The organism is Rhizobium sp. B230/85 (genome assembly GCF_019355735.1).
Classification (GTDB): Bacteria; Pseudomonadota; Alphaproteobacteria; order Rhizobiales; family Rhizobiaceae; genus Rhizobium; species Rhizobium rhododendri.
Window position 1 is genome coordinate 1,319,978 of sequence record NZ_CP072157.1, and the last position, 19,483, is coordinate 1,339,460.

The following is a 19,483-nucleotide window of genomic DNA, read 5'->3' on the forward strand; positions in this document are numbered from 1 at the left end:
CGACCACACGGCCGCCGAAGCATTGTCATTTCAGGCTTAGCTGGCGCCATTTGCCTTGGCTATGAAGTCAGTAAGGTGCGGAACATAGTCTTCTGCCCCGGCACCGCCATTTGCCATAGCCACGGCGAACGAGTTCTTCACTGCGCTCGACATTGTAGTGGTGACGGTCACGGCATTTGCCATCGATTCCACGTAGCGCATGTCTTTGTAAGCATTGCTGAGAGTGAACTTGTGGGCTTCCCGGTTGCCTTCCAGCGCATAGCCCATGAAGGTCTGATAGAAGCCGCAGTCCATACGTCCTCCGCGGATCACCTGGTCGAATGTCTCTATGGAGATGCCGATTTTTTTCGACAGCGCTAGGGCCTCGGAATAGAGCGCGGCATAGCCGAGCGAGATGAAATTGTTCAGGAGCTTCATCCGATGGCCGTCGGCGACGCCGCCGATGTGGACGATCTTGCCCGCCCATGTCGAGATCACCGGCTTGATGCGCTCAAAAACCGCCGCATCGGCGCCGACCATGCAATCGAGAGTACCCGCCCACGCTTCTTTCGGCGTGCGGCTCAAGGGGGCGTCGGCGTAGAGAACGCCGATCTCGGCCATCTCTGCGGCCAGCGTCTGTGTCACCGTGGGCTCGCCGGTCGAGCAATCGACGATGACGGTCCCGGCGCCAAGGCCCGGTTTCATGGCCGCGACGGCAGCGGCAACTTCCGGCGAGCCGGTCAGGCAAAGAAAGACGATGGTGGAGTGACGGGCCAGTTCCTCGAGAGACTTTGCCTCGGTGGCTCCCCTTGAAACCAGATCGTCGACCGGCACCCGGTTTCGATGGGCGACGACCTGCAGCGCGTAGCCCTTTTCAACGATATTCTTTGCCATGCCATGGCCCATCAGCCCGGTGCCGACAAACCCGATGGTCTCAGTGGTATTGCTCATTTTACTCTCTCCCTGAACGTAAATGGTCGGCGATCATGACAAATTGAATTTGCTGCGCAGCTCGTCTACCTGCTGCGGCGTCAGCGCGCGCAACACGTGGTTTTGCAGCATCAGGAACAGCTTGGCTGTTTCCTCAAGCTCCTCGGTGGCATACTGGGCGTTGGCAAGCGAAGTTCCGGCGACGACAGGACCGTGATTTGCCAGAAGCATCGCGTGATGCTTGCCGGCCAGCGCCTTTACGGCGTGCGCCAATTCCGGATCTCCCGGCGCGAAATAGGGCACCAGCGGCAAGCGGCCGATGCGCATCACATAATATGCCGTCAGCGCTGGAAGCACATCGTTGGGATCGACGTTGGCAAGGATGCTGACGGCTGTGGCATGGCTCGAATGCAGGTGGACGACGGCTGCCGCTTCTGACCGTTCATCATACATCGAAAAATGCAGGAAGGCTTCCTTGGTCGGCTTGTCCCCCGACAAGAGCTGGCCGGATGCGTCGAAATGTGAAAGCCGATCTGGCTCGAGGTTTCCCAGCGAGGCGTTCGTCGGCGTCATCAACCATCCGCCATCGGCAAGGCGCACCGAGATGTTTCCGCTTGAGCCGGCAGTCAGGCCGCGATTGAACAGCGAGGCGCCGACGCGGCAGATTTCGTCGCGCGCTTTGTTGATCTCACGCATTCCCGCGCTCCGCTCGTAACAGATGCCAAGCCTTCAGAAAGAAATCCTCTGCACCGAAGTTTCCCGATTTCAGCGCCAATGCCAAGTCCGGGCCGTTGATGCTGCGGGTCCAGGGGACGCCGGGATCGATCTCCGGCCCGATCTCGAGCATCGCCACCTGCAGCCCAGCAACGATAGCACCGGATGTTTCGCCACCGGCAACCAGAAACTTCGTAAATCCTCTGTTCTTCAAATGGTTTGCGACTTCGGCCAGCGTCGTTTCGACCAATGCGCCGGATTGGTGCCTGCCCATCGATGCCTGAATGTCTGCAAGGGCGGCCGGATCTGCGCTCGAATAGATAAGCACCGGCGCAGAGCTGTCCTGCGCAAGAGCCCAGTCTGCTATCTCCGAAGCCGTCTGCCTCCCGTCCGAAATTGCGTTTACATCGAGCGCTAGCGTCGGCATGCCGCTGTGCCGCGCCGCCTCAATCTGGCCGCGGGTTGCGACCGAGCAGGATCCTGCCAGAATGGCTGCCCGACCCGCTGGCGCCGCCATTTGCACTTGTTCCTGCCGGCGTGCGACGCGGCCCTTGGCAACGAGATCTTCCGCAAGGCCCAAGCCGATGCCTGAGCCGCCTGTTACAAGCCGCATCTCCGCACACGCTTGTCCGATGGCATGCAGATCGGTGTCTGCAAGGGTGTCCACGATCACGATCCGGCGCCCGGCTGCTTTTTCTGCTGCGAAGGCCCCTGATATCGCGTCCTGTCCGGACCTTACGATATTGATATCGACCAGTCCTACGGCCAGCGACGTCTGACGGCCCAACACCCGCACGATATTCGCATCGGTCATCGGGTTCAGCGGATGATCTTTCAGGGGGCTGTCCGACAGCAGCTGATCTCCGACGAACAGGTGGCCTTTGTAAACGGTCCGGCCCGCTGCCGGAAAAGATGGACAGGCGATTGTGAAATCGACATCGAGGAGCGTCATCAGCGCTTCGGTGACCGGCCCGATATTTCCCTCGTCCGTGCTGTCGAAGGTCGAGCAGTATTTGAATAGAAACTTTTCCGCCCCCGCAGCAAGCAGGGCCCGGGCTGCTGCGCAAGACATATCAACCGCCTCATCGACTGGAATCGATCGTGACTTGAGGGCAACAACGACAGCATCCGCATCGGCGAACTTTTCACCCGGCGCGGGTACGCCGATGCGCTGCACCGTTCGCAGACCCGCGCGCGAAAGCATCAGGCAGAGATCGGTAGCACCGGTAATGTCGTCCGCAATTGCGCCTATCAGCACGTTCGTTCCTCATTCTGCCAGCCGGTATGCTGCTCCCAGGGTGTAAGCGAGGATACATCCGACGGTAGCATCGAATTTCCTCCGCGCCTTCCTGTTCGCGCCCGACCCTGTTGTTGCTTCAGCGCAAAAAGCCCTTGCATTGCTTTTCCGACGCGCGCTAACTGTGTTTATGGCAACGCTATCATTTGAATTTGACGAGCACAAGCGCGTGTTTAATCCTGCGGTATCGGCCGCACTCCATTCGGCAAGGAAGCTCAGATGACGACAAAACCTCAACAGACTGCCTGCGTGATCGGGTTGGGATCCATGGGGTTCGGGATAGCGGCCTCTCTTCTTCGCGGCGGCTTCGATGTCGTCGGCTGCGATGTCAGTGCGGACGCGATGGCGCGGTTCGAGGCGCTCGGCGGCAGGGTTGCAGGACTGCCGATCGATGCCGGGCGGGACGCGCAGATCGTGATTTCGGTCGTGGTCAACGCGGCGCAGACCGATGCCGTCCTATTCGGTGAGAATGGCGCGGTGACCGAAATGGGCAAGCGCGGCACCGTTTTGTCTTGTGCCACCATGTCGCCGGAGGCTGCGCGGGATTTTGAGCGTCGCGCCCAAGCTCTTAATTTACTTTACATCGATGCCCCGATCAGCGGCGGCGCCACGCGTGCTGCCGCTGGTGAGCTGACGATCATGGCATCCGGTGCGAAAGAGGCCTTCGCCTCGGCACGTCCTGCCCTCGACTGCATTGCCACCAAGATCTACGAACTTGGCGACGCCGCTGGGGTCGGTGCTGCGTTCAAGATCGTCAACCAGTTGCTGGCCGGCGTGCATATCGCCGCTGCCTGCGAGGCCGTGACCTTCGCGAAGGCCATGGACCTGGATATTGCCAAGGTTTACGAGGTTATCTCGGCCTCCGCCGGCAATTCCTGGATGTTTGAGAACAGGGTTCCGCATATCCTGGAGGGCGATTACCGTCCGCGCAGTGCTGTCGATATCTTCACCAAGGATCTCGGCATCGTCTCGGATATCGCCCGCAAACTCAAATTTCCCACGCCCATAGCATCGACTGCCCTGCAGATGTTCGTCATGACGGCTGCCGCCGGCATGGGGCGCGACGACGATGCATCGATCGCGCGTATGATCGCGAACCTGACGGGGCTCGATCTTCCCGGCCTGGAGGCCTGATATGCCACGTTTTGCGGCCAATTTGACCATGATGTTCACAGAAGTAGGCTTCCTCGACCGGTTCGCTGCTGCTGCTGCTGCCGGATTCGATGCGGTGGAATATCTGTTCCCATACGATTTCGACCCAGCCGATATCGCCGAGCGATTGCATCGACTCAAGCTCTCGCAGGCGCTTTTCAATTTGCCGCCGGGCGATTGGGCATCGGGCGAGAGAGGTCTCGCAGCGCTGCCAGACCGGACAGATGAATTTCGCGCGTCTGTCGAGACAGCGCTCAGATATGCTGCGGCAACAGGCGTGAAGCGGTTGCACGTGATGAGCGGTCTGGCCGAGCGGTCGGACCCGGCCGCTGTCGCTGCGTATCGCCAGTCAATCGCCTACGCATGCGACAAGGCGGGCGAGACCGGGCTGGATATTGTTCTGGAGCCGATCAACGGGCGCGACATGCCCGGATATTTCCTCAATAATTTCAATTTCGCAGCGGATTTGATCGCAGCTCTTGGCTATCCAAACCTGAAATTACAGTTCGATATCTACCATCGCCAGATCATCCATGGCGATGTGCTCTCTGGGCTGCGAACGATGATTCCCATCATAGGCCACGTTCAGATCGCATCGGTACCCCTCCGCCACGAGCCTGGAACGGGAGAGCTCGACGACTTTACCGTCCTGCGTGAACTCGATCGGCTGGGATATGACGGTTTTGTCGGCTGCGAGTACCGCCCGGCACGCGGCACGATCGAAGGCCTTGGATGGCTGGCGACCTTTCGCCATTAGGGATGCAGTCAGTGAATAGCCACCATGCTGACTAACAGCGCTGCCATTCATTCAATAAATTCTGCGGATTTCAGGCCCGGAAGACGCAGGGAATAACCGCGCACACTCAACCCTGACCCCATAATACCGATAAATTCATTCCATCTTACATTAAATCGAAAACGAGCTTGACAGATGGCGGAATTGGCAGAAGTTATGGCAGCGCTGCCATAACATTTCAAGGTAGTCTTTGAATAGCTGGCCTTGCGTACCCCATCACCGCCGAAAGCATCTGGAGGTTGCGATCTGTGGTGACGATAGACAACGGATATGCTGACAGCTCACGCGAGCAGCGGCGATAGGGAGGAGATTTCATGTCCGGACTCGTCAATGACGAACCGTCGCCCCGTAACTCGTCATCGGGCTTTCTTGCCCAGTTGGCGAAATTGCGTCATGTGCGAGAGGTCAACGTGCTCGTCGCCCTCGTGGTCGTCGGCGCGCTCATCAGCCTGTACACGCCGTATTTCCTGACGACCAATAATCTGATGGGCGTATTTCGCGCATTCTCGCTGACGGCGATCATGAGCATCGGCATGGTTATGGTCATCATCACCGGCGGCATCGATCTATCGGTCGGCTCGGCAATGGGTCTCGCCTCGCTGGTGACCGCCCTGTGCTTCGAAGCCGGTTTTTCGACCGGCGGCAGTGTCGCTGCCGGCCTTTCGGTCGGCGTGGCGTTCGGGTTTATCAATGGCGCACTGATCACCATGATCGGGCTGCCGCCATTCATCGCGACGCTTGGAACCCTCAGCATCGGGCGTGGCCTTATGTACATGATCACCCACGGGGTTCCTGTCACGCCGACGCCGCCCGATGCTTTCTCCATTCTCGGCCAGGGCTATCTCGGTCCGGTGCCGGTGCCCGTCGTGATCATGCTGGTCCTCATGGCAATATTCGCGCTGATCATGCGCCGCACGCGCTTCGGTCGGCATATCTACGCGACAGGTGGAAACGAAAATGCGGCGCGCCTGAGCGGTGTGAAGGTAGATCGGGTGAAACTGGCCGTCTACGTGCTGTCTTCAACCATCGCGGCGGCAGCCGGCGTCATTGCATTTTCCAGATACCTGTCCGCCGAACCTGCGTCCGGCTTTGGATCGGAGCTCGATGTGATCGCTGCTGCCGCAATCGGCGGAGCCAGCCTTGCCGGTGGGGTTGGCAGCGTCTCCGGGGCCGTCATCGGCGCAGCGCTTGTCGGCGTCATCGCCAATGGCGTTGTGCTGCTCAACATCAATACCTATGCCCAGCAGGCCATCACGGGCGGGGTGATCCTCATTGCCGTGAGCCTGGACGTTTTGAGAAATCGGCTCTCGGGAGGTCGCGGATAACGCGGAGGCTGCAAGTTTCAATGGAGATACCCGGCGGAGGACGTACGGGTGAGGAGGAGAAGGAAAGATGAACGAGTTCAAAAAAGCAGTGTTTGCCGCATTGGTATCGATGACGGCGGTCGGCGGCGCGGTGGCTCAGGACATTACCATCGCTGTGGTGCCAAAAGTGGCGGTGCCGTTTTTCGACGACTGTAACAAGGGCGCGCAGGAAGCGGCCAAGGCTGCAGGAGTCGATTATCAGTGGGTTGTTCCGCAGAACACCCAAGGGTCGACACAGGTCAAGATCATAGAGGATCTCATTGCTCGCCACGTCAGCGGTATCGCCGTCTCGGTCAACGAACCGAAGTCGGTGGAGGGGATCATCAAGCAGGCCATGGCGGCCGGCATCAAGGTCCTGACCTTCGATAGCGACAGCGCCAAGAGCGGCCGCAGCATGTATATCGGCACGATCAACAAGCAGGCCGGCGTCACCATGGGCAAATCCATGGGCGAAGCGCTCGGCGGCAAGGGCGAGGTTGCCATCGTCACCGGCCAGCTCGGCGCCTCCAATCTCAATGAGCGGATCGACGGCGTCAAGGAAGCGCTGAAGGCGTTTCCCGATATCAAGGTTGTCGCTACCGAGGGCACCGAAGACGACCTCGCAAAGGCCGTCTCGGTGACGGAGGCGTTGCTGCGCGGAAACCCCAAGCTGGCCGGCATTATCGGCGTCAGCCAAGTCGGCGGCCCCGCCGCTGCCAAGGTCCTGGCAGAGCAGGAATTCTCCGATCGCAAGGCGGGCGTTAAGGTCTACGCCTTCGACGACCTGCCCGACACGATCAAGGGTGTCAAAAACGGATACATTGCCGGCATCATGGTCCAGCGTCCTGTCACCATGGGCAAGCTTGCCGTCGAGCACCTGGTTGCCCAGATCAAGGGCACGGAGACTGAAAGCAAGGATATCGACACCGGCGTGACGGTTGTCAACGCCACCAATCTCGGAAGCTACACAAAGTAGGCGTCAAGGCCGACGGCGCCGGAAAGGGCGCCGTCGGCAGCATCCTCATGTGGAGATTATCATGACGCCTTTTCTGGAAATGCGCGGCATCTCGAAGACTTTTCCCGGTGTCCATGCACTCAAAAACGTCGATCTCTCGCTGAGCAGCGGCGAGGTCCATGTGCTCGCCGGAGAAAATGGTGCGGGAAAAAGTACCCTGATGAAGATCATGACGGGTGTCTACCGCGCCGATCCTGGCGGCTCGATCCGTGTCGACGGGCAGGAGGTAATGATCAGCGACCCGGTCCACGCACGGTCGCTGGGCATCAGCATCATCTACCAGGAGCTTGCGGTAGTGAATAATCTCACCGTGGCCGAAAACATTTTTCTGGCCCGCGAGCCTCTCGGCCCCGGCGGTCTTATCGATACGCGCAGGATGAATGCCGAAACACGGGCCGTCCTCGCCGAACTGGAGATGACCATCGAACCGACGACGCGGGTCGGCAATCTCAGCATCGGCCAGAAACAGATGGTCGAGATCGCGCGGGCGATCTCGTATCGCTCGAAATTGATCATCATGGACGAGCCGACCGCATCGCTCAGCCATCACGAAGCGTCCACCCTGATGCGGATCGTCCGCAAGCTCGTCGCGCAGCAGATCGGTATCGTCTATATCTCGCATCGCATGGACGAGATTTTCGAGATTGCCGACCGGGTCACGGTCTTGCGCGACGGCCAGACGGTCGATACGCGGCCGATTGCCGAAATGACCCGTGAGTTGCTGGTGCGCAAGATGGTCGATCGCGACCTGTCGCAACTGTTCGGCGAGCATCAGTCCTACGCCACATCCGACATCCTGCTTTCCGTCCGCGGACTGGGCTTGAAGAGCAGGACCGCGCATGGTGCCAAGGTGGAGGATATTTCTTTCGACCTGCACAAAGGCGAGATTTTGGGCTTCTTCGGGCTCGTCGGGTCCGGTCGTACGGAAATCATGGAGATGATCTTTGGCTGGCGTCCGCGCGTCGGCGATGTGATGATAGAAGGCGCGACAGTGACGATACGAGATCCCGCTGATGCCATCGATCTCGGTATAGGCTTCGTTTCTGAAGACCGAAAGGAACTTGGGCTCGTGCTCGGCATGTCGGTACGTGAAAATTTCAGTCTCACGCACCTGTCCGACTATTGTACGCTGGATGTCGTCAACCAGAAGCGGGAGACCAGCGCCTGCGCTGCGTTCATCCGCTCTCTCGGTATCAAGACGCCGTCGACGGAGCAGAAGGTGCTGAATCTTTCCGGGGGAAACCAGCAGAAGGTGGTCATCGCCAAATGGGTGGCGCGACATCCTCGTATCCTGATTGTCGACGAGCCAACGCGCGGCATTGACATCGGTGCGAAATCCGAGGTTCACACGCTTCTCAACAGCCTTGCAAAGCAGGGGATTGCAATCATCGTCGTCTCCTCCGACTTGCCAGAGATCCTGGCCATCAGCGACCGGATCGTCGTGCTGAAGGAGGGCCGCATCACCGGCAAGATCGAGCGCAGCGAGGCGACGCAGGAGCGCATCATGCTCGCCGCGACAGCTTGACGAATTGGTTTCGGCGCACATTTTTCAACGAAAAGGAGATCTACAAAATGACCAAACGCATTGTGTTTACAGGCGGTACGGGGAAGGCCGGTCGTCACGCCGTTCCCCATCTGCTGGAAAAGGGATATTCCATTCTCAATGTCGACCTGAAGCCTCTCGACCTGCCGGGCGTTAATACGCTGATTACCGACATCACCGACAGCGGCCAGGTCTTCAACGCGTTGACCACGCACTTCGGGTTTGACGGCTACGACGATGGCGCCCCACCGTCTGCCCCCGATGCCGTCGTTCATTTTGCCGCCATTCCCCGCGTCATGATCGAGCCGGACAACAAGACGTTTTCGGCCAATGTCGTTGGAACCTACAACGTCATCGAGGCGGCCATGAAGCTGGGTGTCCGCAAGGTCATCATCGCATCGAGCGAGACCACTTACGGCGTCTGCTTTGCCGAAGGCGACAAGGATTTTCACAGTTTCCCGCTGGAAGAAGACTACGACAGCGACCCGATGGACAGCTACGGCCTGTCGAAGGTCGTCAACGAAAGGACGGCACGGGCATTTTCGATGCGCTACAACGCCGACATTTACGCCCTGCGCATCGGCAACGTCATCGAGCCGCATGAGTATTCCAATTTCCCGGCCTACCTCGACAACCCGATGTCGCGCAAACGTAACGCCTGGAGCTACATCGATGCCCGCGATCTCGGCGAGATCGTCCATCTCTGCATCGAGAAGGACGGCCTCGGCTATCAGGTCTTCAATGCGGTCAACGACACCATTACCGCTGACCTGCCGACTTCGGAGTTCCTTGCCAAATACTGCCCGCAAACTCCTGTAAAGCGTGAGATGGGAAGAGACGAAGCGCCGATTTCCAACCGCAAGGCTCGCGATGTCCTCGGTTTCCGGGAAGCGCACCCGTGGAAGAATTATGTGAAGCGTTGAATTAATCCGGCCGGGGCTGATTTGCATTTTTAGCCTCGGCCAAATACCGTGCGAACAAGGAGCATGATGGTCGCTCGATTGGCCAATCCTGACCATGGCCGAAACGGGAATCCGCATAATGACAACACGGCGCCGCCTTCCCGACAGGAAGTCCAAGATCACCCTGCGTGAAGTTGCGCTGCGGGCCGATGTGAGCGAATCGACCGTATCCCGCATCATGCGCAACCAGTCGCTGGTCGCCGACGCGACACGCGAAAAGGTCATGGAAACCGTACGGGCGCTTGGATATGTGCCGAACCGGATCGCAGGTTCGCTTGCGTCGCTTAACTCCCATCTGATTGGCGTGGTCATTCCCTCGCTGTCGAATATCGTCTTTCCGGAAGTCATCCAGGGCGTGCACGAGGCTCTGAAATCCTCGGATTTCCAGGCCGTCATCAGCACCACGGAATATGACATCGACCGGGAAGAGGTGATGGTGCGTGGCCTTCTGGCCTGGAAGCCTGCTGCGATCCTTATTGCAGGATTCGATCACACCATGGCGACGCGACGGATGCTGGATCAGAGCGGCGTGCGCGTTGTCGAATTGATGGATATCGACAGTGCGCCGATCGACATCGCAGTTGGCATGTCGCACCGCCGGGCGGGTTACGCGATAGGGCAGCATCTGATCGCGCGAGGCTACCGTCATTTCGGCTATGTGGGCCATGACTGGGCGGCGGACCGCCGCGCGCGGCTTCGCTACGATGGGCTAAGGGAAGCCTTGGCTGAGGCTGGCCTGTCGATCGAGGCGCATGCGATTGCGGATGGTCCGAGCTCGGTCGGCACCGGTCGCGAGCAGACCAGGCATCTTTGTGCGGCGTCTGCCGAAATCGACGTGGCGGTTTATTCCAATGACGACATGGCCGTGGGGGGAGTTTTTCATTGCCTGAGCGCCGGCATTTCCCTGCCCGACGACATGGCGATCTTCGGCTTCAACGGTCTCGAAATCGGCCGCGAACTGCCGCAGCCGCTCTCAACGCTGCGCTCCAACCGTTTCATGATCGGAAAGAAGGCGATCGAGGCTATCCTGGAATCGCCGGAGCGATGCACCCGTCCGGTTGTCATCGACACAGGCTTCGAGATTTTCCCCGGCGCCACGGCCTGAACCAGGAAATCGCGTCGGCGCGCTTGGTCCCCTTACCACGCGAAATCCCTGACGCACTCAACCTTCCATTCAAGTTAACTCGATGTAAATCAGGATACTTTAGCGGTTTTTTGTTTCGGTCCGGTGAGCCATGATGGCCTGCTTCTAGTGTTTCAGTTTGCTCAAATGCATGAGGGACTGCCATGTGAGTTTGTCCATGTCCCTCCTCGAGAACCTGAAGATAAAAACAAAAATCCTGGCAATCGTTCTTCCCATCTGTGCCATCGGCATCGGCGGAGCGCTGCTGCTCGCCAACAGCTTCCAGTCTGCGGATGCAAGCTACAGCGATTTTATCGACAAGGATAACGGTGCCCTGATCGGCATGGCAAGATCAAGCCAACGCCTTGTCGCAATCGGCTACGACGCCTATCAGATTGTCAACTACAACGCCTCCACCCCGCAGTTTGCTGCTGCGAAGGCTGATTTCGACGAGAGCGCCATCCGTCTCATTGCTCGCCTCGAGGAAACCAAGAAGCTTATCCCGGATCAGGCAGCTGAAATCGACAGGTTTCACCAGCAATATGCGGAGATACTGAAGTCTGCCACGGCGGCGGTGAACTTCGGTGCCGCCAATCGAGACAAGGAAGCTCTTGCCCAGATGGCGATCGTCGATGGCGAGATTGCTGCCACCGTCAAGGATGTTCGCAACTGGATCGATGCGACCACCAAGCGGGTATCTTCCAGATCGTCGCAACTATCGGATCTGACGGCCAGCACAATCTATTACACCATCGCAATCCTCGGCGGCGTCTTTGCACTTGCTATTGCCGGCGCACTCTTCATTTCGTCGCGCGGCATCACCACGCCGATCGAGAAATTATGTGCCCGCATGAACGCGCTGGCCAAGGGCGAGACGGCGGCTGAAATCGACGGCGCCGGGCGCGGCGATGAAATCGGACAGATGGCCGCAGCCGTCGTGGTGTTCCGCGACAATGCCCTAGAGCGTATCCGTCTTGAGGCCGAAGCCGACGATAATCGCAGCGGTTCCGAGAAGGAACGTGCGGCGCGCGAGGCACAAAAGGCAAAGGAAGCAGCAGACACCAGGTTTGCTGTCGATCAGCTTGCCAATGGCCTTGTAAAGCTGGCAGACGGCGACGTCGCCTATCGCCTGACACAGTCTTTCGTCGCTGACCTCGACGCTCTTCGCCTGAACTTCAACGACTCAGTCACCAAGCTTCAGGATGCGCTTGTCGCGGTCGAGCATAACGCACGCGGTATAGATTCGGGTGCCAACGAAATCCGCTCGGCGGCAGACGATCTGTCGCGCCGCACGGAACAGCAGGCCGCTTCGGTCGAGGAGACGGCAGCAGCCCTCGAAGAAATTACCACGGCCGTCAAGGATTCGACGCGCCGGGCCGAAGAAGCGGGCTCTCTCGTCGCACGTGCCCGTGCCGGTGCAGAGAAGTCGGGCGAAGTCGTTCGCAACGCCGTCACTGCGATGCAGCAGATCGAGAAATCTTCGGGTGAAATCAGCAATATCATCGGTGTAATCGACGAGATTGCCTTCCAGACCAACCTGCTGGCCCTCAACGCTGGCGTCGAGGCTGCCAGAGCAGGCGAAGCCGGCAAGGGCTTTGCGGTCGTCGCCCAGGAAGTCAGAGAACTGGCCCAGCGTTCCGCCAAAGCAGCCAAGGAAATCAAGGCTCTCATCGTCTCGTCGAGCGCGCAGGTGCAGACAGGCGTCAAGCTAGTGGCCGAGACCGGTAGCTCGCTTGAGACGATCGTAGCGGAGGTCCAGGAGATCAACCTCCACGTTTCCGCCATCGTCGAAGCAGCGCGCGAACAGTCTGTCGGTCTTCAGGAGATAAACACTGCGGTCAACACAATGGACCAGGGAACACAGCAGAATGCCGCGATGGTCGAGCAATCCACCGCTGCCAGCCATGCGCTTGCCAACGAGGCAGCGTCGCTCAATGAATTGCTGTCCCGCTTCAAACTCGGCAAGCAGACGGGAAACATGAGCAGGCTGCCGCAAGCGGCATCGAAGGCTTCGCGACCTGTCGCATCGCCGGCCCGCGCGCTCGGCGACACGCTGCGCAGCGCTTACAACGGCTCGGCTGCCGTCAAGGAATGGGAGGACTTCTGATCCCTGCCAACTCGAGTGCCGCCATGGATCGGCGCGGCAAACGCTTTTCAGCGGCGACTTCCAGGGCTTGCACGGAGCTGCAGGTCTATCTGTCTTGCAGCGTCATCGAGTGCCACCCTGTCGGATTTGACCCCCGACAGGGCGTTGTGGACCTCTTCGCCAAGGATCCGCTCTATCGCCGTATACTGAGGGATATTCGGTCGCTGCCAGGTGTGTAGAAGGTTCTTTTTTGCCAGCTGGTCGACGAACCTGACGATTGGCGAGCTCGCCGCCGCCTCCGGGTCGGCGCTAACGGAAAAACGCGGCGCGATGGGAAAGCCGTTCTTGACGTGAGCCTTCATCGCCTCGCGCGATGCCATCCAGGCGATGGCGTCGGCGGCAAGCTCAACCCGCTCTTCCGGCAGGTTGGTTGGAATGCAGAACAGAAACCCGCCGATGGGCGAGGCGCGCGTGCCGCCGGGACCAGCGGGCTGGGGCAGATATTCGACCCGTCTCTTGACCACGGAATGGACATCGTATTCGAAACGCGCGGTGCGCATCGTCCAGAAATAACCGAGACTGGCCTTGCCGGTCATGAACACGTCGAGCGTCCGATCCCAAGCCATGTTGAGGATATCCGGCGGTGAAATCTCGATCAGCCGGCGCATGAAATCCAGGGCCGCCAAACCGGAATCGGAGGAAATCGTGCAGTGCAACTGTTCGAGATCGACACCTTCCAGGGTAAAGCCGGCACGGGTCTTTCTAAGCGAGATTGTCGGCTGGCCGCAGGCGCCGAGGAAAAACATGAAGCTTGAAGCGATCGGCATGCCGCGCGCACCGTCCCACACTGCACCGTACATGCCGTGGTTCGGCGCGTGAAAATGGCGCCCGGCCGCGATGACGTCCTCGAAATTGCGCGGGAAATCTAGGCCTGCATCGGCAAACAGGTCCTTGCGCGCCGCCAGAATCTCGACCGTGCAGTAGCCGGGAACGCCATAATCCTGCCCGTCCCATCTCGCCGTCGACCAGATGGACGGGTGAAAATCGAGGGGATTGATGCCGGTCTTCTGGACCAGTGCGTCGATTGGGCGAATGATATCCTTTTCGACGAACTCGCCGAGCCATGGCATGTTGATGGCGATCACATCGTATTCGGAGACTCTCTTCTTCCGGTTTCCCAGGGCCCTGTTGTACAGATCCGGAAGCGACAGGAGATCGAAGCTCTTCCGGGAGGCAAGGTTGTTGCGGAAATCGGCCCACATGTTGCGCATCGCAGAGAAATAATTGTCATTGTTGAGCAGGAAACGCAGTTCGATTTGGGATTCGGCACGTTTCTGCATGAGCCGCATCGGTGGAATGATGTGTGAGCCGAGAGGGGTGCCGCCAAAATAGTAGTCGTCCTCCTGCTCGCCGCTTCTGAGGCCGAGCGTCTGCGCAAGCAGGGACTTGGTCTTGCCGGCATAGACCTGGAACGCCTTCAGCAAGCTGTCGCTCGGCTGCAGCGCAAAGCTCTTGCCCGTCGTTCCCTTGGCGACCTTGAGAATATATCCGCTGTCGACGAGCCGGTTTATCAGACGCATGGAGGTGGCATAGGGCAGGCCGGATTCCTGGCCCAGCGTCGAGATCGACACGGTCTGGCTGTGGATGTGGGACTTGATGAGATACATGACGATCCTCCAGACAGGATCTTCGTCAAAACCGACGACGACGTCCTGGAAAGGCCTGCGGGTCCTTTCCAGAAATTCGATCACGCGCAGCATTTCGTATTCGTTCACGTCGGCCCTCCCGCCCGTCGCGTCATGACATATGGTCGTAGCTCTACCTGATCCTTTTGGCTAGGATCGGTGCAGTTCGGAACCAAAATGCCGGATGGCTATTTTTCGGAAGGGGGAGCAAGTCCGGCGAGGCGTTCCGATTGCTCGAACAGCACGAAGAAGTCCTTGTCGGCCTGGCCGCCGGCGTAGGCCGCCTCGTATTGCTGGCGGATCATCGATGCCAGATACATCGGAGTGTGATCGGCTCTTGCCGCATCCAGGATGAGGTCGAAATCCTTCATCATCTGGGATACGGAAAACGCCGGGTCGAAATTGCGGTTGACCAGCAAGTCCCGCTTGTAGGCAATCAGCGGTGAGGCGACGGCGCTCTCGCAAATCACCGAAAGCATTGTCTCGACCGTGAGATTTCCCTTCAACCCGAGGGTGAGGGCCTCCCCGAGCAGCGCTGACGTTGCGCCGACGAGAGCATTGAGCACGAGTTTGAGGTAGCGTGCCTCCTCGGCCTCGCCGACATAAAAGCGGCGGGACGCAAAGCACTCGAACATCGGCTCCACGCGTTTGTAGGCCTCCTCAGGCCCCGAGGCCATGACTGACAAAGTTCCGGACGATGCGGTCGCGGTGCTGCCGGAAACGGGTGCGCGCAGGTAGGAAACGCCAAGCGCCGACATTGCCTCGTTGACTTCCGTAGAAATTGCCGGCGACACCGTGCTCATTTCGACCAGGATCTGTCCGGTCTTCATCGTGGTGGCCAGGCCGCCCGGCGAGAAAACGAGCTCCCGCAGAACGGCATCGTTCGGGATTGTCAGGACGATGACGTCGGAAGCGGCTGCCAGATCTTCAAGCGAATGCGCCACATTGGCGCCCTCGGCAACGATGGTGGCGCGGTTTTCGGGCAAGGGCTCGTAGACGTGCAAGGCATAGCCGGCATCGAGAACGCGGCGGCTCATCGGGGCACCCATTTTACCTATGCCTGCCCAGCCTACTGTAAATCTCTCGCTCATCGACCTCTCCCTTATTCCCGACGACCAGCAGCGCCGGTTTGCCGATCCCTTGCCTACGGGGGGAACGTGCGTGTCGACCGATGCTCGGCATTCGACCGCATAAACTGTCTCCGTCCTCCCGGAGAAATTAATAGGACGAAGTCGGGATGGAATGCTTGGCAGAAAATATCCAATCCGGACAAATATAGGTTTGTCGGACATCGTGTTTATCCACTAGCTTCGTGGCAGGATGGTCAGCCGTTCCCGGGAGGAACACGAACCGACAATTTTGCAAATTGGCGCGCTTTACTTCGGTAATGCGGCACCGTTGCCTGTCGTCGATATTCGGGACTGGAGGAGGAGGATTGGATGACTGAATCGCTAGAGGGCAGGGTCGTTATCGTCACGGGTTCCGGCAGGGGCATCGGCGCCGGTATTGCCGGCGACCTGGCATCCAAGGGCGCGAAAGTCGTCATTGCAGACCTTGTGGCAGCCGCCGCTGATGCCGTTGCTGCCACTATCAGGTCCGAAGGCGGCGATGCGCTCGGTGTTGCCGTGGACGTTTCGGACCGCTCGAGTGTCAAGGAATTGATTGCCCGGACCGTATCGCATTTCGGCCGGCTGGACGTGATGTTCAACAATGCCGGCATCAGCCAGACATGCCCCTTCCTCGATGTCACCGAAGACGATTTCAACCGCATCATGAAGGTCAATGGTCTCGGTGTTCTGATCGGCACGCAAGAGGCTGCCAAGACGATGATAGCCCAAGGTAAAGGCGGTAAAATCATCAACACAGCCTCTATCGCAGGTAAGCAGGGCTATCCCTTGTTTGCGCATTATTGCGCATCGAAGTTCGCGGTGGTGGCCATCACGCAGGCCGCAGCAAGGGCACTTGCAGAGCACAAAATCACGGTCAACTGTTTTGGTCCGGGCGTTGTTGCGACGGAACTCTGGCAGCAGCTGGACCGGGAGTTCATGGAGCATGGCCTGACATCCCAGCCGGATCAGGCCATCAACGAATTCTCGCAGTCGATCTTGCTTGGGCGTGTGTCCGTGCCGAAGGATATCGCCGGCGTTACCACATTCCTGGCTTCGGCCGGGTCCGACTACATCACCGGGCAGACGGTGATGGTGGACGGAGGAATGGTTCTGATCTGATGACATCGGGAGGTGCGGCCGCCACCCGCTGCTCCCACCTGAATGCTGGCAGCGAGAGCTCCTCGAGAGATTACCTCAACGCCGCCCCCACTGGAAAGGATTTCCGTATGAAAGCCGTTCGATACTATTCGAAGAAAGACATTCGCGTCGAAGACGTACCCGCTCCGTCCGGGCCGCTGGGCGATGACATGGTTCTCATCCAGCCGCTGGTTTGCGGCATCTGTGGAACCGATCTGCATGAATATATTGCCGGACCGATCGTCACGCCGAGCACGCCGCACGTCTATTCCGGCGCGGTCCTGCCGCAGATCCTCGGGCACGAACTGTCTGCCCGGGTCCTGGCTGTCGGCAAGAACGTGACGCACGTCGCGCCGGGATCGCGCGTCTCGATCCAGCCGCTGATCTCGCCCCGCGACGACTATTACGGTCGCCGGGGACTGTATCATCTCAGCGAGAAAATGGCCTGCTTCGGCCTGTCCTGGGAATGGGGCGGCATGGGGGAACAGGCGGTCGTCAACAGCTACAATGTCTTTCCGGTGCCGGACAGCGTCAGCGATGTGCAGGCAGCCATGATCGAGCCTGCAGCGGTTGCTCTCTACGGCGTCGATCGTGGCGGCGTGGAGGCAGGCAGCACTGTGCTGGTCTCCGGCGTCGGCCCGATTGGTGCGCTGGTGCTGCTTGCGACGCGGGCAGCCGGTGCGACGACCATTTTCGTTTCCGAACTGAACCCGAACCGCCGCGCCCTTGCCAAGAAGCTGGTGCCGGAAGCGATCGTCTTCGATCCGCGCGAAGTGGATGCCGAGGCGCTGTTCCGCGAGCACACCGAGGAAGGCGTCGGCGTCGACGTGGCGCTCGAATGTGTCGGGGCTGAGGCTTCGCTTAACCTCTGTGCCAGGGCCGTCAAGCGTCAGGGTACGGTCGTGCAGGTTGGTCTGCACGTCAAGCCGGCGGCTATCGATGCGATGCTTTGGGCCCTGAAGGACATCACCGTCGAGGCGACCTGGTGCTACCCGGTGACGATCTGGCCAAGGATCGCGCAGATGATCGGTTCCGGCATCTTTCCGGTCGAGCAGATCGTCACCGCGCAGATTTCTCCGGACGACGTCGTCGAAAAGGGCTTCGAGGCGCTGCTCGATCCCAATGCGTCCCACATGAAGATACTCGTCAACATGAAGGCTTGACCGGAGCACTGACCATGGGATTTCGGCGGCCGCATTTAGGCGGTCGCATTGGTAACTGCCGAAGCCATCGGCCGCGTTATGGGTCAATTTCCGATGATAGACGGCGGCTATTCGATCGCCTGAACAACGAAGAGGTTTTGTCATGCACTATATCGTTCACTGTCTGGACCATCCGGGCGCCGTGGAAAAGCGGCTTGCCAACTATGAAGCGCACAAGGCCTATCTCGGGGCCGCAAAGACCAAAACAATCATTTCGGGGCCTCTCCTCGCCGATGACAACGAAACGATGATCGGTTCGCTGTTCCTGTTTGAGGCAGACACCATCAAAGAGATCGTGGCTTTCAACAAGGCCGATCCGTTCACGGCAGCCGGCGTCTGGAAGTCGGTGAATATCCATCCCTTCAGCAAGCGGGTGGACAACAGATGACAATGATCGAAAACAAGCCGGTGCTTGCGGCCATCGTCGGCCTCGGCTGGTGGGGCAAGAAGATGGCGACACTGGTCAATGCCGGGGGTGCGGAAATGCACTTCGTTCGTGCTGTCGATCCGAGCCCGGAGGCAGAAAGCTTCGCCGGCGAAATGGGCCTGCAATTCTCCCCGGATCTCGCCGATGCGCTGGCTGATCCCGACATCGAGGCTGTTGTCCTTGCAACGCCCCACTCCCTACACCAGAAGCAGATTGCCGAGGCAGTGGCTGCCGGCAAGCATGTGTTCTGCGAAAAGCCGCTGGCGATGACCAGGAAGGATGCCGAAACCTCTGTGGCGTTGTGCCGGGATGCCGGGCTGGTTCTCGGTATGGGCCACGAGCGTCGTTTCGAGCCGCCGATTGCCGAGATCCTCGAGGCGGCAAATAGCGGCAAGCTCGGTCGTCTGCTGCAGATCGAGTCCAATTTCAGCCACGACAAGTTCCTCACGCTCGATCCGTCGAATTGGCGGCTGAACGCGGAGCAGGCGCCTGCCGGTGGCATGACGGCAACCGGCATCCATCTGACCGACCTATCGGTGAAGCTGATGGGGCCCGCAAAAGATGTCCGTGTCATCTGCGAGAACCTCGCTTCGGAGATCCCGCAGGGGGATACGATGAGCGCCCATATCCGCTTCGAAAACGGCGGTTCAGCCTATGTGTCCGCGACGCTGGCCACACCCTTCATCTCGCGGTTCGCGGTGTTCGGGACGTTGGGTTGGATCGAGGTACGCGACAAGGCGCACGTCGAGTCGCCGGACGGCTGGATCGTTACCGAGGGTTGGAAGGGCAAGCCCATCACCGTGCGCGAAGTCGCGCCGGCCGAGCCGGTTCGCGACAACCTGCGAGCTTTTGCCAGAGCCGTGCGCGGCACCGATCCATATCCGATCAGCGGCGAGGAGATGATCAACAACATCGCGCTTCTCGAAGCGATTATCCGCTCCGCACGCTCCGGCGTCGTCGAGCAACTTTGACAGGGAGAGTGT

The 19,483-nt window shown here is 59.4% G+C and carries 17 protein-coding genes; 12 read left to right on the forward strand and 5 right to left on the reverse strand.

The window, feature by feature from the left end:
• Window positions 1-36: 36 nt before the first annotated feature.
• From J5289_RS24055 to otnK, 3 genes are read right to left on the reverse strand one after another with little or no spacing between them, the layout of a single operon-like run.
• On the reverse strand, window positions 37-930 hold the full coding sequence (locus J5289_RS24055; RefSeq protein ID WP_209187769.1) for an NAD(P)-dependent oxidoreductase: 894 nt from the start codon (window positions 928-930) through the stop codon (window positions 37-39).
• A gap of 33 nt (window positions 931-963) precedes the next feature.
• Complete coding sequence (gene otnC, locus J5289_RS24060; RefSeq protein WP_209187770.1) at window positions 964-1,605, reverse strand: 3-oxo-tetronate 4-phosphate decarboxylase; 642 nt, start codon at window positions 1,603-1,605, stop codon at window positions 964-966.
• The gene (gene otnK, locus J5289_RS24065; RefSeq protein WP_209207109.1) at window positions 1,598-2,881 is read right to left on the reverse strand and encodes a 3-oxo-tetronate kinase; all 1,284 of its coding nucleotides are present in this window, start codon (window positions 2,879-2,881) and stop codon (window positions 1,598-1,600) included. The genes otnC and otnK overlap by 8 nt, the downstream gene beginning before the upstream one ends.
• A gap of 258 nt (window positions 2,882-3,139) precedes the next feature.
• On the opposite strand from otnK, the gene ltnD reads away from it, so the two are divergent.
• The 8 genes from ltnD (at window position 3,140) to J5289_RS24105 (ending at window position 12,961) form a co-directional block, all read left to right on the forward strand.
• Entirely contained in the window at window positions 3,140-4,054 is a 915-nt protein-coding gene (ltnD, locus tag J5289_RS24070; RefSeq protein WP_209207108.1) for an L-threonate dehydrogenase, read from the forward strand.
• 1 nt (window position 4,055) lies between these two features.
• Window positions 4,056-4,829: a 2-oxo-tetronate isomerase gene (gene otnI, locus J5289_RS24075; protein ID WP_209186475.1), complete on the forward strand. Its 774-nt coding sequence runs from the start codon at window positions 4,056-4,058 to the stop codon at window positions 4,827-4,829.
• A 353-nt stretch (window positions 4,830-5,182) separates the two neighbouring features.
• Window positions 5,183-6,193: an ABC transporter permease gene (locus J5289_RS24080; RefSeq protein ID WP_142830984.1), complete on the forward strand. Its 1,011-nt coding sequence runs from the start codon at window positions 5,183-5,185 to the stop codon at window positions 6,191-6,193.
• A gap of 67 nt (window positions 6,194-6,260) precedes the next feature.
• On the forward strand, window positions 6,261-7,187 hold the full coding sequence (locus J5289_RS24085; protein ID WP_209187773.1) for a sugar-binding protein: 927 nt from the start codon (window positions 6,261-6,263) through the stop codon (window positions 7,185-7,187).
• Between the two features lie 61 nt (window positions 7,188-7,248).
• On the forward strand, window positions 7,249-8,751 hold the full coding sequence (locus J5289_RS24090; protein WP_219259144.1) for a sugar ABC transporter ATP-binding protein: 1,503 nt from the start codon (window positions 7,249-7,251) through the stop codon (window positions 8,749-8,751).
• A gap of 47 nt (window positions 8,752-8,798) precedes the next feature.
• Window positions 8,799-9,692 carry an NAD(P)-dependent oxidoreductase gene (locus J5289_RS24095; protein ID WP_209207107.1) on the forward strand — a complete coding sequence of 298 codons (894 nt, stop codon included), beginning with the start codon at window positions 8,799-8,801 and terminating at the stop codon, window positions 9,690-9,692.
• A gap of 118 nt (window positions 9,693-9,810) precedes the next feature.
• A complete protein-coding gene (locus tag J5289_RS24100) occupies window positions 9,811-10,836 on the forward strand; it encodes a LacI family DNA-binding transcriptional regulator (RefSeq protein ID WP_209187775.1) in 1,026 nt (341 codons plus the stop codon).
• Between the two features lie 196 nt (window positions 10,837-11,032).
• Window positions 11,033-12,961 (forward strand): methyl-accepting chemotaxis protein, encoded by a 1,929-nt coding sequence (locus J5289_RS24105; protein WP_209207106.1) that lies wholly within the window; start codon window positions 11,033-11,035, stop codon window positions 12,959-12,961.
• Between the two features lie 47 nt (window positions 12,962-13,008).
• Here J5289_RS24105 and J5289_RS24110 read toward each other — a convergent pair whose 3' ends face one another.
• Together J5289_RS24110 and J5289_RS24115 are read right to left on the reverse strand one after the other, a co-directional pair.
• The gene (locus J5289_RS24110) at window positions 13,009-14,715 is read right to left on the reverse strand and encodes an extracellular solute-binding protein (RefSeq protein WP_209187776.1); all 1,707 of its coding nucleotides are present in this window, start codon (window positions 14,713-14,715) and stop codon (window positions 13,009-13,011) included.
• A 98-nt stretch (window positions 14,716-14,813) separates the two neighbouring features.
• Entirely contained in the window at window positions 14,814-15,716 is a 903-nt protein-coding gene (locus J5289_RS24115; protein WP_161990975.1) for an NAD(P)-dependent oxidoreductase, read from the reverse strand.
• A gap of 348 nt (window positions 15,717-16,064) precedes the next feature.
• Between J5289_RS24115 and J5289_RS24120 the strand changes: the two genes are divergently transcribed.
• The 4 genes from J5289_RS24120 (at window position 16,065) to J5289_RS24135 (ending at window position 19,471) form a co-directional block, all read left to right on the forward strand.
• The gene (locus tag J5289_RS24120) at window positions 16,065-16,853 is read left to right on the forward strand and encodes a glucose 1-dehydrogenase (RefSeq protein ID WP_209207105.1); all 789 of its coding nucleotides are present in this window, start codon (window positions 16,065-16,067) and stop codon (window positions 16,851-16,853) included.
• A gap of 107 nt (window positions 16,854-16,960) precedes the next feature.
• Entirely contained in the window at window positions 16,961-18,034 is a 1,074-nt protein-coding gene (locus tag J5289_RS24125; RefSeq protein WP_209187777.1) for a 2,3-butanediol dehydrogenase, read from the forward strand.
• A gap of 142 nt (window positions 18,035-18,176) precedes the next feature.
• A complete protein-coding gene (locus tag J5289_RS24130) occupies window positions 18,177-18,461 on the forward strand; it encodes a YciI family protein (protein ID WP_209207104.1) in 285 nt (94 codons plus the stop codon).
• Window positions 18,458-19,471, forward strand: a complete 1,014-nt coding sequence (locus J5289_RS24135) for a Gfo/Idh/MocA family protein (protein ID WP_142830993.1) — start codon at window positions 18,458-18,460, stop codon at window positions 19,469-19,471. Before J5289_RS24130 ends, J5289_RS24135 begins: the two co-directional genes overlap by 4 nt.
• Window positions 19,472-19,483 lie beyond the last annotated feature (12 nt).